This is a genomic window from Deinococcus malanensis (assembly GCF_014647655.1).
Classification (GTDB): domain Bacteria; phylum Deinococcota; class Deinococci; order Deinococcales; family Deinococcaceae; genus Deinococcus; species Deinococcus malanensis.
Window position 1 is genome coordinate 276,664 of the sequence record NZ_BMPP01000003.1, and the last position, 15,844, is coordinate 292,507.

General features: G+C 64.2%; 10 protein-coding genes and 1 riboswitch. Of the genes, 5 read left to right on the plus strand and 5 right to left on the minus strand.

The window, feature by feature from the left end; all coding sequences use genetic code 11:
- The first annotated feature begins 446 nt into the window (after nucleotides 1-446).
- The 3 genes from IEY49_RS05260 (at nucleotide 447) to IEY49_RS05270 (ending at nucleotide 6,701) form a co-directional block, all read left to right on the plus strand.
- A complete protein-coding gene (locus IEY49_RS05260) occupies nucleotides 447-4,214 on the plus strand; it encodes a diguanylate cyclase (RefSeq protein WP_229780644.1) in 3,768 nt (1,255 codons plus the stop codon).
- A 528-nt stretch (nucleotides 4,215-4,742) separates the two neighbouring features.
- Nucleotides 4,743-4,825: riboswitch (cyclic di-GMP riboswitch) on the plus strand.
- 178 nt (nucleotides 4,826-5,003) lie between these two features.
- Nucleotides 5,004-5,195 carry a hypothetical protein gene (locus IEY49_RS05265; protein WP_189005221.1) on the plus strand — a complete coding sequence of 64 codons (192 nt, stop codon included), beginning with the start codon at nucleotides 5,004-5,006 and terminating at the stop codon, nucleotides 5,193-5,195.
- Nucleotides 5,196-5,471: 276 nt separating this feature from the next.
- On the plus strand, nucleotides 5,472-6,701 hold the full coding sequence (locus IEY49_RS05270; protein ID WP_189005223.1) for an alpha/beta fold hydrolase: 1,230 nt from the start codon (nucleotides 5,472-5,474) through the stop codon (nucleotides 6,699-6,701).
- 492 nt (nucleotides 6,702-7,193) lie between these two features.
- Here IEY49_RS05270 and IEY49_RS05275 read toward each other — a convergent pair whose 3' ends face one another.
- Nucleotides 7,194-7,715, minus strand: a complete 522-nt coding sequence (locus IEY49_RS05275; protein WP_189005225.1) for a GNAT family N-acetyltransferase — start codon at nucleotides 7,713-7,715, stop codon at nucleotides 7,194-7,196.
- Between the two features lie 40 nt (nucleotides 7,716-7,755).
- Here IEY49_RS05275 and IEY49_RS05280 point away from each other — a divergent pair, with 40 nt between their 5' ends.
- Both IEY49_RS05280 and IEY49_RS05285 read left to right on the plus strand, forming a co-directional pair.
- Nucleotides 7,756-9,051 carry a TCR/Tet family MFS transporter gene (locus tag IEY49_RS05280; RefSeq protein WP_268239006.1) on the plus strand — a complete coding sequence of 432 codons (1,296 nt, stop codon included), beginning with the start codon at nucleotides 7,756-7,758 and terminating at the stop codon, nucleotides 9,049-9,051.
- 393 nt (nucleotides 9,052-9,444) lie between these two features.
- Nucleotides 9,445-10,632, plus strand: a complete 1,188-nt coding sequence (locus IEY49_RS05285) for an HD domain-containing phosphohydrolase (protein WP_189005227.1) — start codon at nucleotides 9,445-9,447, stop codon at nucleotides 10,630-10,632.
- Nucleotides 10,633-10,831: 199 nt separating this feature from the next.
- Here IEY49_RS05285 and IEY49_RS05290 read toward each other — a convergent pair whose 3' ends face one another.
- From IEY49_RS05290 to IEY49_RS05305, 4 genes are all read right to left on the minus strand, one after another.
- Entirely contained in the window at nucleotides 10,832-11,134 is a 303-nt protein-coding gene (locus IEY49_RS05290; RefSeq protein WP_189005229.1) for a redoxin domain-containing protein, read from the minus strand.
- Nucleotides 11,135-11,553: 419 nt separating this feature from the next.
- Nucleotides 11,554-12,045 (minus strand): hypothetical protein, encoded by a 492-nt coding sequence (locus tag IEY49_RS05295; RefSeq protein ID WP_189005231.1) that lies wholly within the window; start codon nucleotides 12,043-12,045, stop codon nucleotides 11,554-11,556.
- 197 nt (nucleotides 12,046-12,242) lie between these two features.
- Entirely contained in the window at nucleotides 12,243-14,132 is a 1,890-nt protein-coding gene (locus IEY49_RS05300; RefSeq protein ID WP_189005233.1) for a glycoside hydrolase family 2 protein, read from the minus strand.
- A gap of 269 nt (nucleotides 14,133-14,401) precedes the next feature.
- Nucleotides 14,402-15,757, minus strand: a complete 1,356-nt coding sequence (locus IEY49_RS05305) for a TrkH family potassium uptake protein (RefSeq protein WP_189005235.1) — start codon at nucleotides 15,755-15,757, stop codon at nucleotides 14,402-14,404.
- Nucleotides 15,758-15,844: the final 87 nt, after the last annotated feature.

Here is a 15,844-nt window from a genome sequence, read left to right on the forward strand (position 1 = left end):
AGCCTCGCTGAACGGCGGCCTGTGAATTCGACCAGGAATTCTGCTTTCCCGAGCGCCTGCCTGAACCTGCACAGCGCCACGGATATGGACGGATATGGAGCGTCACAACCACCTACAGGCATCCTGACCTCTGGTCACCACATGGAACTGCCCACTATGGACGGGGTCCCACCCGGATATTCAGTGACCGCCGGCAGGGCCGTCCTGATTTTTGGCCGCCAGCCGGGATGCAGGCGTACCCGTCAGAGATCCGTTAGCTGGTGGGGGGGATGATAAGTGCCACAGTCTGCGGACGGTGCACCGTGACCCTGTGCCTTCATCAGGTGCTAGTATTTATCATGAAAATCACACCATGGAAAGTGCCGTGATGTTCTTTGTCTTCTCTGGGCTGCTGTAGCTCCTTTCGAGGTTTCATGACGACCGATTCGTGTAGCGATCCAGGCAGTATGACTGACCCTCTGAAAACCCTCGCTGGAAACAGTCGCTCAGAGGAGTTGCAGGGCCTGAATGCTGCGGCCCGGTCTCTCGTGAAAGACGATCCACAGAAGGCCTGGCAGGAGGCGGCAGGGCTACTTCAGCAGGCGGAGGAACTGGGCGATGTAAGCGCCCAGGCCAGCGCCCTTCACACGCAGGCCCTCAGCCGGATGGAAGCGGGCGACCAGGAGCAGTCGCAGTCCCTCGCGGAACTGGCTGCCGAGCGCTATACACTGGCCGCTGAGACACCCGGGTACTGCGAGGTGCAGCTTCTGCGTACCAAGTTCGCGCTTTCAGGCAACCGTCCCGAAGAAGCCCTGAGCCTGTGCAACGACATCATCGACCGCACTGCGCAGGACGAGCCCACAACCACCCTGGCCGAGGCCCTGCTTACCAAAGCCATGGTGCTGTTCCGCCAGGGCCGGCATGCGGAGGCCAGCAGCAGCCTGCAGCACAGCGGCGAGGTGCGGTTGCTGCTCGGCGACAAGGCGGGCCATGCCAAGTGCCTGAACAACATCGGGCTGATCTATGAGGCGGCCGGTGACTTCGCGCAGGCCCTGAACAGCTTCATGCGCTGTCTGGAGTTCCTGCGTACCAACGACATCGCCATGAACGGCCTGCTCAGCGCCTGCCTCGTCAATGTCGGGAAGGTCTACCGGGAACTGGGAGAAACCGACAACGCGGTCGACTCCCTGACCCGGGGTGTGGAAATTGCCGAGCAGGCCCGGCACCTCGACCAGACGGGTGTTTACGTGAGCCTTGCTGCCGGCCACTCGGAACTCGGGTTGATTCACCGCGAACGACGGCAGTTCCAGGAAGCGCTGGATGCGTTCATGCAGGCCCTGCACGTGACGCGCAGCGAGGGCATGCGGCTCGAGAAGGTGGCCAAGAGTGGCGGGGCCCTGCACGAAGAGGCGGAGGTGCTCGACAACATCGGCCAGACGTACGCGCTGATGGGCGAAACGGACCAGGCCTTCAAGGCGCTCAATCAGGCGCTGCAACTGTCGCTGGCGGCCGACGACACGTCCTGTCAGGCCAGCGTGCTGACTCACCTCGGTTCGCTGTATGCCAAGGGCGAGCAGTACCAGCAGGCCATTCCTTTGCTGCGCCGGGCCCTGAAGTTCGCCGATGCCATGGCGCTCAGACGCCCGGCGCTCGAAGCTCACGAGCAACTCGCGCGGGCCCTGATGGGCGCCGGTCAGGCCACGGAAGCCGCGTCGCACCTGCTGGTGGTCACCGAGTTGCAGCGAGACCTGTTCCGCAGTGACAACGAGCGCCGGCTGCGCAACCTCACCGGTCAGCTTGAACTGGAAAAGGCCCGCTATCAGGCTGACGTCTACCGTCAGCTCAACGACGTCTCGCTCAAAGCGCGCCAGGAAGCTGAGAAGGAAGTGCAGGCCCGCACTGCCGAGCTTGAACGCGCGCAGCTGGAGATCGTCAACCGTCTGGGTCTGGCGGCCGAATACCGCGACGACAAGACCGGCGTGCACACCTACCGGGTAGGCAATATCGCGGCGCTGCTGGCCGAGGCACTGGGGTTGCCTCAGGCGCAGGTCGACCTGATCCGGCTGGCGGCCCGTCTGCACGACGTGGGCAAAATCGGGATACCGGACACGATACTGCTCAAACCCGGTAAGTTCACGCCGGAAGAGTACGAGGTCATGAAACACCACACCACCATTGGCGCGCGGGTGTTGCAGGGTGGACGCACCGAGCTGATGCACCTCGCCGAGCAGATCGCGCTGACCCATCACGAACGCTGGGACGGCCAGGGCTATCCCCGGCGGCTCTCTGGCCAGGACATTCCGCTGGCGGGCCGTCTGGTTGCCGTGGCGGACGTGTGGGACGCGCTGACCAGCGAGCGGCCCTACAAGGGCGCGTGGGACGCCACAGAGGCTCTGGCCGAACTCCGGGCCCAGGCTGGCCGGCAGTTTGATCCGGCGATTGTCGAGGCGCTGGTGCAGCTGGCGGAAAACGGCGACCTGGAGCGGCTTGACGACCGGATGCCCCCCCGGACGGAGGCTGCCCCGGACAGATCACCGCTGCATCTTGCGGAGACCGGCCCTGCTCCCGAGACCCACAATCCGGCGTTCGAGAATGTCATCCCTTATATCGAGGCGCTAATCAAAGGAGCCTGGCAGGTGCGCGACGAGGGCCCCGAGGCGCTGACCGGGCCAAGCCAGCAGGCGCTGGAGCTGGCCCATCAGTACGGGTATGCGCCAGGCGTCGGATACGCGCAACGCAACCTCGCGTACGCGCACGCCGAACAGCAGCAGTACTCCGAAGCCGTGGACCTGCTGACCAAGGCGCGGATGTGCGCCGAACAGCTGTCGGACAAGCTGCTCAAGAGAGACTGTGCGGCGCAGTTGAGCCGGATCTACGCGCACCTGCTTGATCCTGACCGTGCGCTGTCGTATGCCCTGCTGAGCCTCGAGGTCTCCAGGGCGCTGCAGGATCAGGCTGGCGAAGCGCAGGCGCTTCTCGACGTGGGCCGGGTGTACACCACCCTGGAAGGGCGGGAGGAACAGGCACTGGACTCGATCAGGGGCGCAGCCACGCTGTTCGATGGCCTGAGCGACCTGAACGCGGCGGCGTCGTGCCGGGTCGCGCTTGCGCAGCTGCATTTCGGACTGGGCCATCTCGAGGAAGCGGCCTTCGAGGGGCGCCAGGCCCTCGCACTGGCTGCGGGTGGTGGAACGGCCCCCGTGCAGGTGCAGGCCCTGACCGTGACGGCCCGGGCCCTGGAGGCGCTGGGGGACTGGAGCAGCGCCAGGGCCCTGTATCAGGCGGCCTGGGACACAGGAGAACCCAGGGAACCGCACATGGCCGAGCAGGTCGCGTGGACCGGTCTGTACTTCGCCCGCGGTCTGCTGCGGCATGGCGAGCCTGATGAGGGCGAACGCCTGCTGGCGCACACCCTGAAGCTCGCCCACCAGCACGACCTGAAAGACATAGCGGAACAGGTCTGCCGGGAACACATCGGGCTGTACAGGGCGCGGGGAGATGCGGAGCTGGCCCTGGCGTTTCAGGAGCAGGCACATGCCCTGGAGGTGGAACAGTTCCGGCAGGACAACGGCCGGCGGGCTCTGGCCCTCACCATCGGGCACCACTCGGACCGGGTTCGCGCCGAGTCCGATTCCTTCCACAGCCGCAGCGTGGAACTGGCCACCACCAACGTGGCGCTGGAACAGGCCAACCAGGAGAAGACCGCGCTGCTCGCGGCGCTGCAGGAACAGACCAAGGTTTTGGAGCGCCAGTCCCGCGAGGACGGCCTGACTGGCGTGTACAACCGTCGGCACATCGAGGAGGTGCTGGCGGCCGAACACTCGAGGCACCGACAGACGCACCGGCCGCTCTCCCTGATCATGATCGATATCGACCACTTCAAGGCCGTGAACGATCAGTTCTCCCACCCGGTTGGCGACGAGGTGCTGCGGCGAGTTGCCAAGCTGTTCAAGACGACCTGCCGCGCCGATGACCTGGTGGGCCGCTACGGTGGCGAGGAGTTCCTGATCGTCCTGCCGGACACGACCGTACAGCAGGCCACAGAAGTGGCCGAGCGCATCCGGCGCCTCGTCGAGGACTATCCCTGGCGGGAGATCCATCCGAAACTGCGCGTGACGCTCTCTCTGGGTGTCTGCGGGCGGATGGATTTCGCCAATCACGAACGCCTACTATCTCTGGTCGATGAAAAGCTGTATGAGGCCAAGCACGCTGGTCGCAATTGCGTCGCGTCCTGATGTCGCGTCAGCTGACGTGATTGCCGCCGAATGCTTTTAAAGCACCAGACCATCCTGGCTTGCCAATAGCTTTCTTCAGGAATGGAGTGGCAGCATGACCGTGTCTCGCCAGCCCGCCGGCAAGTCAGGTCGCCCCTCGTTGACGTCCACTGGCGCGCTGGTGCCTCCGCACCTTTATGGCCGACGCGGCGCGAAGGTCTGCTGCATCAACCGCCTCGCCTTCAACATTTTTATTTTGGCACCAATTCACCATGTTGCACCTATGAGAAAGCATTAAAGGAGTGGACCACTCCGGGCCGCGTACAGGGCACGTCCACTTGAACGATCAGTCTCACCGGGAATGCTGTGAAAGCGGCCACTATGAGCAGAATATGTCCACCAGGAGCACTTCCTCTTCTCCAACAATGCATACAGATTCAGGTCGGCGACCCCTGCCTCTCCGAGCGGAATCATTATCCGGGCACGTTTAAACATTAAGGCTTGATAAAGTATATATGGCATTGACGAACGTGGGTATATCGTTAAGACTATGAGCACGAAGCAATGAAATGTTCGATGTAACCGGGCACCTATCGAACATGGAGCTAGTGGTGCGACCGACGTTTCACACGTCGGTCATGTTTTGCTGACGGGTGAAGCAGGGACCTTTTCCGGCAAAAGGTACAAGCTTTATCAGGCTTCCGCGCCTGATAGAGATCGTCTTCCCGTTGGTTCAGACGAGCCAGAACAACGCTCTCCAGGGCAAATCGTCTGTACTCCGGGGCCCACCAGACCTTCAAGGAGCCCACCATGCGCCACTTCATCGCTGCCGTCCTCGCCTTCGCCCTGCTCGCTGCCCCCGGGGCCAGCGCCGGTTCCTTCGGAGCCTGGGTCAATGCCACACCCGACCCGGTCACGGCCCAGGGTTCATTTGGTGCCTGGGTGAATTCTGACCCCGATCCCATCACGGTCGAGGGCTCCTTCGGGGCCTGGGTCAACTGAGAGTCTGACCAAGCGGGCATTCAGAAGTCCGCTGTCCAGCAAGACGCCGACGGGAGCCTCCGTCGGCGTTTTACTGCAGCATGCATGAAACATTCGTGCCCTGTGCCAGACGGTCAATGCCTCTACAGCTTCATCTCTCCTACTGGAAGCCCCTGCTGGCGCCCATCCGCCTGAGTTTTTGCCGATCGGGCTGGCAGTGCCGGATGACACCGCTCGGGCCTGCGGTTCCCTCTGTTGAAGTGCACACTCGCCCATGTCCAGATGGATAATCGACGGGTGTCCTTGACCTACCCTACGCCTGGCCTGAGTGTCACCGACCATGAATTCCAGCTTCCCCTGGACCATGACCGTCCGCAGGGGGCGTCCGTAACGGTATTTGCGCGGGAGGTTGCCCTCCCCGAAGGCCAGACGCGGCCATTCCTGGTGTACTTCCAGGGCGGTCCGGGGTCCGAAGCGCCCCGGCCGCTCTCGCCGCAGCAGCCCGGATGGCTGGCCCGGGCCCTGGAGGACTACCGGGTACTGCTGCTCGACCAGCGCGGCACCGGCCGCTCAGCCCCAGTCGGGACGCTGGACCACCTGACGCCTGACGAGCAGACCGCTTACCTGAAGCACTTCCGGGCCGAGGCGATCGTGCGTGACGCCGAGGCCGTGCGCAAGGCCCTGGGTGTCGAGCGCTGGAGTGTACTGGGGCAGAGTTTCGGCGGCTTCTGCGTCACAACCTACCTGAGCCTGGCGCCGGACAGCCTCGCGGAAGCCTTCATCACCGGCGGCCTTCCAGCAGTCGGCCGGCATCCAGATGAAGTTTATGCCGCGACGTATGCCCGGGTACTGGAGAGAAACCAACGCTTTTATGCCCGCTATCCTCAGGATCTGGAGCGGGTCCGCGCGCTGCTCCGGCGGCTGGACGAACATGACGTCCGGCTGCCTACAGGCGACCGGCTGACCCCGCGGCGCTTCCGGCAGCTGGGGCACCTGCTGGGCATGAGCAGCGGTCTGGAGAAGCTGCATTACCTGATCGACCTCCCGAGCGACTCTCCGGCCTTCCTGCACGACGTGACCGGTGCCCTCAGCTTCGCCCGCAACCCGCTGTATGCGGTTTTGCACGAAGCCTGCTGGGCCGATGGACACACCACGAACTGGTCGGCGAAGCGGACCTTCCCCACGGAGTTTGCGGCTCCGGAAATGCTCACCGGCGAAATGGTGTATCCCTGGATGTTCGAGGAATACGCAGCGCTCTCGCCTCTGCGTGACGCCGCCGATCGGCTTGCGGCCGAGCCGTGGGGCGCACTGTATGACATGGACCAGCTTCGGCGGAACACTGTTCCGGTGGCGGCCGCCGTGTACGCCGAGGACATGTACGTCGAGCGCCGCTTTTCCGAGGAGACGGCCAGCCTGATTCAGGGAGCCCGGGTGTGGCTGACCAACGAGTTCGAACACGATGGGCTGCGGGTAGACGGCCGGCGCGTGCTGGGCCGCCTGATCGACATGGCCCGCGGACGGATCTGACTGCCCTCCTACCGTGAGGCATACATGGCTGCCTCCCGCTTCTGGAACTGGGCGCCTCGTCCCTCTCGCTTGTGGTGGCAGGGGGTGTGGATTCCATCGACCAGGCTGTGCAGTTCCAGGTGTTCCCGGAGCGGTCCATACGACCACGGTGCCGGCCGGGCAGGTGGCGCTGAAAGGATTAACACCTGGCGTGAGTCTGGATGCATCTGGCCAGCCGGTGACGGTATATGTCACTTTGGGAACATCCGATCTGACTTCGGAGACAGGAGCCGTCAATTTCGCTCAGGTCTGGATGGAGCCTCTCCCACCGCAGGAGGAGCTCGGCGACAGCCACCCGTGAGTATGACCAGGTCCTATCGCCTTCATTCGCCGGTCGACCTGAAGGGCCGGCAGCGTGCATCAACCCCTGAAGGTGCTGCCGGCCGTGTCAAGCCTCGCCAGAGAACCGTCGCGGCCCTGCGTAGTCCAGGTCGTCATGTCACATTCCGTGGGTCACTCTGCCCAGCTGAAGCGGTCTATTCTGAAGACCAGATAGCCCTGGTCCCGCCCGTCGGAGAGGCGCTCCTGCAACTTGCCTCCGATCTTCTGAACGGCCCGTTGAGACCGCAGGTTGCCGGGAGCAACCAGGAACACCACGTGATCGACGTGGCCAAAGGCGTGGGTGAGCATCAGGCGCTTCATCTCGCCGTTGTATGCCCCGCCCCAGTACGGCCGGGCCAGGAAGGTCCAGCCGATCTCGAGACTGTGCGGATGGGAGTCTCTCCAGTGGAAGCGCGAGGTGCCGATAACCGCGCCGGTGCCGGTCTCGGTGGCCAGCAGCGCACCACCAGACGCCAGGGTGCCCTCGAAAAACGTGCGGAAGACCGCCGGTTCATGCCGGTTGTCCGGGTGCTGGGTCCAGATCAGCGGGTCGGAAGCCGCAGCGTACAGCAGATTGAAGTCCTGCGCCTGAAGGGGCCGCAGCATCACACGGGGCCCGGATAGCGTGGGTTGAAGATCGAAGGGTGGGTTCATGGCTTCCTTCTGCTTTCGGTGGAGTGTACGGAACCCGGGGATGGCCAGCAGCCCTGAGCAGGGCGGGAGGCGGTCGGGCAGCCTGAAGCACGCGAACTACACTGTGGGCCTGATGCGTTCCCGTCCTGCTGCCATGGTTTTCATCCTGCTGACCGCCCTGATCGACATTATCGGCATCGGATTGATCATTCCAGTGCTGCCGGGGCTGGTCAAGGAACTCGCAGGGTCGGAGGTGGCGGGCGCGCGCACCATCGGGCTGCTGACGGCGGCATACGCGGTGATGCAGTTTATTTTCGCGCCGATCCTGGGGGCCCTGAGCGACCGCTTCGGCCGGCGGCCGGTGCTGCTGTTTGCCCTGACCGGCATGGGGCTCGACTACCTGCTGCTGGCGTTTGCCCCGAACCTGACGTGGCTGTTTGTGGGACGTGTTCTGGCCGGCATCACGGGGGCAAGCCTGACGGTGGCCAACGCGTACATCGCCGACGTGTCGCCGCCCGAGCAGCGCGCGAAAAACTTCGGGCTGCTGGGGGCCACCTTCGGCGTGGGCTTCATCCTGGGGCCAGCGCTTGGAGGCCTGCTGGGCGAGTACGGGCTGCGGGTGCCATTCCTGGTGGCGGCGGCCCTGACTGGCCTGAACGTGCTGTACGGTCTCTTTGTGCTGCCCGAGTCCCTGCCTGCCAGTGCCCGTGGCAAGGGCATGAAGCGCAGTGACCTTAATCCACTGCTGCCCCTGCGGGCACTGGGCAAGTACCCGATCCTTCGCAGCCTCGCGCTGACCTTCGTGCTGCTGGGGTTGGCCGGGCAGGTCATTTTCAGCACCTGGGTGCTGTACACCGAGAAAGTCCTGAGCTGGAGCCCCGGGCAAAACGGCCTGGCGCTGGCGTTTTTCGGGCTGCTCACTGCGGCCGTTCAGGGCGGCCTGATCGGGCCGTTCATCGCGCGCTTCGGCGACCGGCGCACCATCATGACCGGTCTGGTGGCGTCCATCCTGGAATTCCTGGTGCTGAGCGTGGCCCGCAGCGGTGCGCTGCTGTACGCCTCGCTGGTCGTCGGGGCGCTTGGAGGCCTCGCGAATCCCGCCATTCAGGGCCTGATCTCGCGGCAGGTCAGCGAGACCGAGCAGGGTCGGGTCCAGGGGGCCCTGACCAGCCTGAACAGCCTTGTGGCAGTCGTCGGTCCCATTCTCGCGACGACCGTGTACGCCGCCGGACTCAGCCGGGGATTCCCCGGCGCGGCTTACCTGATGGCCGCGGTGCTCTCGGTCGGCGGCACGCTGCTGATTCTCGGTGTGCTCCGCAGCATTCCCGGCACCGGGCGGGTGGAAGCGCGGGCATGAAGCGTATGCACCGTCCAGGTGGAGCCGGAATGGTCTCTTTGAACCATCTTCACGGTCCTGTCTCCAGTCGGCAGAACACTGCACTCGCGTTCAACCGCTACAGGAAGGTACGTCGCGGACTCACCTGCCATGGCCCCGCCGGCAAACGCGTCGACTGACCTGCCCGTTTGACCAGAGGATTGATGCTGCCCTGTTCTACCCTTGGTTCACGAGAGACAAACTGTAGCGAAACGGTCCGGACATACAGTTGTGCAAAAGACTCGTGCGTTCACGAAGCTCCTTGCCCAGCCCATGTTATTAACAACAGTCTAAATATTAATCAAACCACTTCCCTGAAGTGAGAATTCTGCTAGAGACAGCCATCTAGTCTTAATTATGACCGCAGCGCCGTCCATGACTCCAAAGCAGGGGCTGCCCGGCCTGACCGGGTCGCGAGCCCCGGTGGCCGAGTCGGTTCTGACCCTGACCCAGCTTGCCCTGGTAGCCCCAGATCTTCCTTCCGGAGTGACGCCGACCCTGCACCACCTGGTGCAACACACCGCCGCGGTCGGCTCGGCCTACTTTCAGGCCGATACACAGCGGGTACTGTCCTACCACGTCCGCGCTGCCTCGGGCGAGATGCCCCAGAACCCCGGCATGCAGGCTATCGCTGCCCACGGACTTCCCGCAGATATGCCCCTGATGCGCGCGTTGGAGAGCAGCCACGTGCCCCTGTTTTTTGACGACACGCAGGCGGCCCCGGAGACCGAGGGATTCTCCCCACTTGGCGTGACGAGCCTGGCTGCCGCGCCTGTCCGGCGGGCCAATGGTCAACTTATCGGGGCGTTCCTTATGCACACGTTCAAACCCCACACCTGGGCCGCAGAGGAGGCTGCGCTGTTCAGTCTGGTCTCAGGAACGATCGCGGCGCTGGCGGGGCGGCTGGCAGCAGAAGAAGCCGCGCATCTGGCCCGCGAATCGGCGCTGCGTGCCCTAGGTCTGGCGCTGGAGGCCCGCGACGGTGAAACACAGGGCCATACCGACCGGGTCACGGCGCTGGCCCTGAAGATGGCAGACCGACTGAAACTGTCTGCCCGGGACCGGGAATCGCTTCAATGGGGGGCATACCTGCATGACATCGGGAAGATCGCTATTCCTGACGCCATCCTGCTCAAACCCGGCCGGCTCACGCCTCAGGAGTGGGATGTAATGCGGTCACATGTTCAGGAAGGGCAGCGTTTCGCACAGGCACTGCGCTTTCTGCCGGCGCAGGCCATGGAGGTGATTGTCGATCACCACGAGCGCTGGAATGGGGAAGGGTATCCTGCCCGCAAGGCTGGTGCTCAGATCAGCATGGCGGGCAGGATCTTTGCCTTGTGTGATGTCTATGACGCCCTGACCAGCGAACGCCCGTACAAACAGGCCTGGACGGTCACGGACGCCCGGGCCGAACTGCTGGCGCAGGCTGGACACCATTTCGACCCTGAACTGGTGCACGAATTCCTCGGCATGCTCGACGATTCCATGGGGCCTGACCAGCCCTGGTTCCCAGGCGACAGGTCAGATCACCTGAGCAGTGCGGACCTGCCAGCCGGCGGGTGAAGGTCGGCCCCGGCGATGGAGGCTTTCAGGCCCTCCGGAACCCAGGAAATCCCCCTCAGAAGAGACGGCAGTGAAGAGCATTTCTACGTGGAGGGCCGACACGTCGGGTAGCGCATTCCCGCGCTTGATGTGGTCCCGACCACCAGAACGTGACCTCCGTTCTACCGGCTCCTGAAGGCTGCCCCGGTGGTCTGCCGCCTCACGCCAGGAGTCGCCGGACTTCCTCCAGCACCGTCTGTGCATCCTTTCCGGGGTCCACGGTGGTCCAATGGCGGACAATCACGCCTTCAGGGTCCACCAGAAAAGTCTCCCTTCGCGGACGGGCCGTGTCTTCGCCAGGCCCTGGCTCTTCAACCACGCCAAACACTTCACTGAGCGCGAGGCGCTTGTCCGCAACAATCGGAAAGTTCAGCGTGCACAGGTTGCGGAAGACCACCTGCTGCTTTCGCAAATCCCCGTTCACGCCCACCACATCGACGCCCAGAGAACGGAAAATCTCCATGGAGTGCCTGATACCGTCTGGCCGGCAGTTGACAGTGGGTTGCAGCGACATTCGGAAAGAAGAACAGTACCCGCCAGGTGCCGCGCCTGAGATCAAAGGGCGCGCCGCTGTCCTGCGTGGCTGAAAGCGGCGGCACGGAATGACCGGGAAGCAAGGCCATACAGCGCAGTGTGAATGGACCCGTATTCCGCACATCCTGGAGGCCTGTGGCCCGTTCGCGCCGTTCGTGGGCAATGAGCGGTCCGGCAACGGCGGTGTGGGCAGAATTCTCCCAGACCCGGGCCTTGTGAGGTCAACACGGTGACCCGGATTTCCCGAAGTAGAGCGCCACGGAGGCCATGCCTGGCCTGATATGAAGGGGGTAGCCCGGCCTACGCCTAACCTCTGATCAGGACAGCCAGGGAAGGGGCGTTCAGCCCTCAGCGCAGGGGGAAGCTGATGCGAGCGGTCACACTTACCCCCTCGCTCGCCGGCCGCAGGCGAACCATGCCTTCAACTGTCACGCCCGAGTCCAGGCGCATCCCATACACGCCGTGAAGATTCGCCAGGGCCAGGGGTGTCAGCACAACGGCCGGAAATGGAAGGCCGCTGCTTCCATCCCGCGGGAAGCCTACCCCTGAACCCAGGCCAGCGGCCAGGTAGCTGCCGCCCGCCACTGGCCACAGCAGGCTGGCGTCCACCAGGACGTTCGGTCCACCTGCAGCGGCCGTGAGATTGCCTTCCAGCGACAGGCGGTAGCGGCTTGCCCCCAGCAGTCCGGAGGGCGACGTGCGGGTGGTCATCACGTGCACACCACCTTCAGGATGCGTGCCCAGTCCGCTGACGAATGCGCCGCCCTGTACCCCGACGCTGGTCTGGGCGAGAGCGCAGGAAGAGAGACTGAGGACAAACATGGCCAGAATGAGCTTCACGTGAGCAGCATACGTCCATTCCGCACATGGGCATAACGAAGATGCGCGTCCCTGGCAGGAGCCGCTTGGCAGGCTTGGCCACAGCGGACAAGCCGTCTGATTACGCTTTTCAGCGAGACTGGGCCGCCCTGATCCGTCGCCTCAGGCAGCCTTCAAAGGCCCTGGTTTGACTTAAGTCCACCTGGGCGCCGGCAGCCTCAGTCCGCGCCGGAGACCGCCTCCCCGTGCCGCTCGCGCCAGCGGTCGCCGTAGCCGGCCGGGTTGAGGTTCGGGTCCAGTCCCGTGTCCCGCGGTGGCCGCAGTCCCTGATTGCTCCGTGCCAGAACGTGCAGGTCCGCTTTCGGCGTCCGGTCCGGGTTGAGCAGGCCATTGCGCTCCTGGAAGGTGTCGGTCAGCTGGGTAAAACAGAAGCCGGACAGCCCCTTGCAGGCGTGTACCGCTGCCATCAGGTACAGGTGGGCCTCGACAAACGCGTCTTCACTATCGACTGTGCTGTACCCCCAGGCCACGTCGTCCGGAACACCCTCCGGGAAGTACGCGATCCCCCCGAACTCCGAGAGCATCACCGGGTGCTCTGCGGCCTTGAAGCCGGGCAGCAGCACCGCCCGGTCCGCCGGATCCTGACCTTCAAGGGTGGTGGCGGTCTGCGCCAGCGTGCCGTAGCGGTTTTCCAGTACTTTCGGATCGGCCGCGTAGTCGTGCACCGTGACAATGTCGGTCGCGACGTGTTCCCACCCGTCGTTGCCGATCACCGGCCGGGAGGGATCAAGTGTGCGCGTCAGGTAGTACAGGCCCTGCACGTAATCCCGGTGCGCCGGGTTGGTCGGCAGGTTTGGCACGCCCCAGGACTCGTTCAGCGGCACCCACGCGACGATGCACGGGTGGGAGATGTCGCGCTCGATCACCTCCTCCCACTCACGGCTCAGGCGCCGGACCGCTTCGGGAGTGAAACGGTACGGACTGGGCATCTCCTCCCAGACCATCAGGCCCAGCACGTCACACCAGTACAGGTAGCGCGGCGACTCAATCTTCTGGTGTTTGCGCGCGCCGTCAAAGCCGAGCGCGCGGGTGAGTTCCACGTCACGGCGCAGCTCGGCGTCGGTGGCCGTCATCAGCGACTCGGGCCAGTATCCCTGGTCGAGCACCATCTTGAGGTACCACGGGCGGCCGTTGAGCATGAAGCGCCCGCCGCGCACGCCGACGGTGCGCAGGGCCGTGTAGCTGCGTACCTCGTCGATGATGGCGCCGCTTTCGGACAGCAGCTGCACGGTCGCGCTGATCAGCACCGGATGGTTCGGGCTCCAGAGCAACTCGTTGCGGAAGTCGTCGATGCCGGGGTCGGGCAGCGGCACGATACGGGAAATGTCCGGGCGTTGCAGTTCGTAGCGGTCGCGGGCCAGCACCTGCTCGCCTTTCTTGAGAATCACGCGCAGTTCCATCCCTGGGTCCCAGCGGCCACCAATGTCAGCTTCCAGCGCGACCTTCCAGCCTTCCATGTCGCCGGCGAGCTTCAGCCGGCGCAGGTAGCTGACCGGCACGTGTTCCAGCCAGACGGTCTGCCAGATGCCGGTCGTCCGTGGGTACCAGATCGAATGCGGCTCCAGCAGCCAGTCCTGCTTGCCGCGTGGTTTGGAGAGGTCCTGCGGGTCGTCCTCGGCGCGCACGATCAGCTGGACGGGGCGCTGTTCGTCCAGGGCGCGGGAGGCCTGACGCGTGATGTCGGCCGTGAATGGCGTGTGCCCGCCCTCGTGCGTGGCCACCAGTGCGCCGTCCGCCCAGACCGAGGCGCGCCAGTCCACCGCGCCGAAATGCACGATCAGCCGGCCGTGCTCCCCGCGGGACGTGACGTGCTCGTCAGCGCCGACGTGCAGGTCCAGGCCGTACCATACGACCGGATGAAAGCCCGTGTCGTGAATGCCGCTGCGCTGGCTTTCGGGCGCGTAGGGCACCTGGATGACGCGGTCGAACTGCACGTCCTCCGGGTGCTGCCAGGCACCCTCGTCATCGAAGGCAAAGCGCCACTCACCGTCGAGGCTGCGCCACTTGGCGCGCTCGAGCAGTGGTTCAGGATGGGTAGACAAGTGCATTGACGCAGTTTCGCTCGTGGCCTCTGGCAGTGTTATGACGCTGTTTAGCCAGTTTGCTTCAGGAACGTCTCACGCTTGTCACCCGCATTGAGAACTGCACCCTGTCCACGGACTCTAGCCCCTGCCAACGGCACGGAGTTGCGTGCGAGGCACGCCGACTTGAACGGAGACTCGCCTTCCCCAGACGCCTTGTGTTCCGCGCCAGACCTACCCATGAAGGGCGCCCGGCTGCCTTTGAAATTAGCCTCGCTGATTCGACCGGATCAGGCTCATCCGATCACGATCGACTTATCCACCGGATACCGGATGCGGTGGTGCTGCTGCCGCGCGAACGCAATGGCGAACGTCAGCGGCCCGATGCGGCCCAGGAACATCAGTACGATCAGGACCAGCTGACCCGGCGCATTGAACAGCGGCGTGGTGTTCATGCTCAGGTCCACCGTGGCAAACGCTGAAAATGCCTCAAACGCCACGTTCACGAATGGCAGCTTCGGGTTGGTCCCCAGCAGCAGAAACATCCCGGATGTCACGACCACCAGGCTGAGGGCCGTGACGACTGAGGCGCGCAGCAGATCCTCGGTTTCAATGCGCCGGTGGAATGAGACGTTCTCGTGCTCGCCCCGGGCGTGAGACACGATGCTCGACACCAGCACATAAAAGGTGGTGGTCTTAATGCCGCCTGCAGTGGACCCCGGGCTGCCCCCGACGAACATCAGCAGCATTGTGATGAACAGCGTCGCGCCGTGCATCGCCCCGTAGTCCACGGAATTGAAGCCCGCGGTGCGGGGGGCGACCCCCTGGTAGTACCCACTGAGCAGTTTGCCACCTGTGCTGAGGGGCCCGAGCGTACCGGGGTTGTTCCACTCCAGCACCGTTACGACCACAGTGCCCAGCACGATCAGAGAGGCCGACGTCACCAGAATGATGATGGTATTCAGACTCAGGCGGTTCCGGCGCGGGTCCCGCAGGTACAGCGCGACCCCGAGCAGCGCCAGGTACCCCAGGCCGCCCAGAATGACCAGGGTGCTGGTGGTCAGCAGCACCAGCGGGTCCTCGGCGAAGCGGATCATATTGTCCGGGTACAGCCCAAACCCAGCGTTGTTGAACGCACTCACCGCGTGGAACAGGGCGAGGTGGATGCCACGGTCCCAGCCTTCGAGCGGTACGAAGCGGACCATCAGCACCAGCGCGCCAACCAGTTCGGTCAGCAGGGTGTACGCGAAGATCCCCTTGATGACCCGGGTGACGGTCCCGAATTCAGTCAGGTTGGCCTGCTGGGCGGTGCGCAGGCGTTCCTGCACGCCCACCCGCTGGCCGCGCAGGCTCGCGAACAGGGTTCCAAAGGTAATGATGCCTAAACCCCCCACCTGAATCAGGACCATCAGAATCACTTCCCCCAGGCGGTTGAAGGTGCTGCCGGGATCCAGGACGTTCAGGCCGGTGACACACGTGGCGCTGGTGGCGGTGAACAGTGCCTGGAGAAACGTCACGTTTTTTCCCGGAGCGTGGGTCCAGGGGGAGGAGAGAAGCAGGGTACCGACCAGAATCGCCACGGCGAACGACAGAGCAATCAACTGAGGTGGTGTCAGGCGATTCAGGAGCAGGCGGCGGTTCACGGTGGTCATGGGCCTCACGCCTCCACGCGAACGACTGACTGGCCCCGCTGGTTCAGTTGAGCCACCTGAAGGGAGAAGCCATTCACGGCCCCAGTG

Bases quoted from the DNA above. Each gene is read 5' to 3' on its own strand.
- IEY49_RS05300 (WP_189005233.1), bottom strand. From the start codon at position 14,132: ATGCACTTGTCTACCCATCCTGAACCACTGCTCGAGCGCGCCAAGTGG.
- IEY49_RS05305 (WP_189005235.1), bottom strand. From the start codon at position 15,757: ATGACCACCGTGAACCGCCGCCTGCTCCTGAATCGCCTGACACCACCT.
- IEY49_RS05260 (WP_229780644.1), top strand. From the start codon at position 447: ATGACTGACCCTCTGAAAACCCTCGCTGGAAACAGTCGCTCAGAGGAG.
- IEY49_RS05280 (WP_268239006.1), top strand. From the start codon at position 7,756: ATGGCCAGCAGCCCTGAGCAGGGCGGGAGGCGGTCGGGCAGCCTGAAG.
- IEY49_RS05265 (WP_189005221.1), top strand. From the start codon at position 5,004: ATGCGCCACTTCATCGCTGCCGTCCTCGCCTTCGCCCTGCTCGCTGCC.
- IEY49_RS05290 (WP_189005229.1), bottom strand. From the start codon at position 11,134: ATGGAGATTTTCCGTTCTCTGGGCGTCGATGTGGTGGGCGTGAACGGG.
- IEY49_RS05285 (WP_189005227.1), top strand. From the start codon at position 9,445: ATGACTCCAAAGCAGGGGCTGCCCGGCCTGACCGGGTCGCGAGCCCCG.
- IEY49_RS05275 (WP_189005225.1), bottom strand. From the start codon at position 7,715: ATGAACCCACCCTTCGATCTTCAACCCACGCTATCCGGGCCCCGTGTG.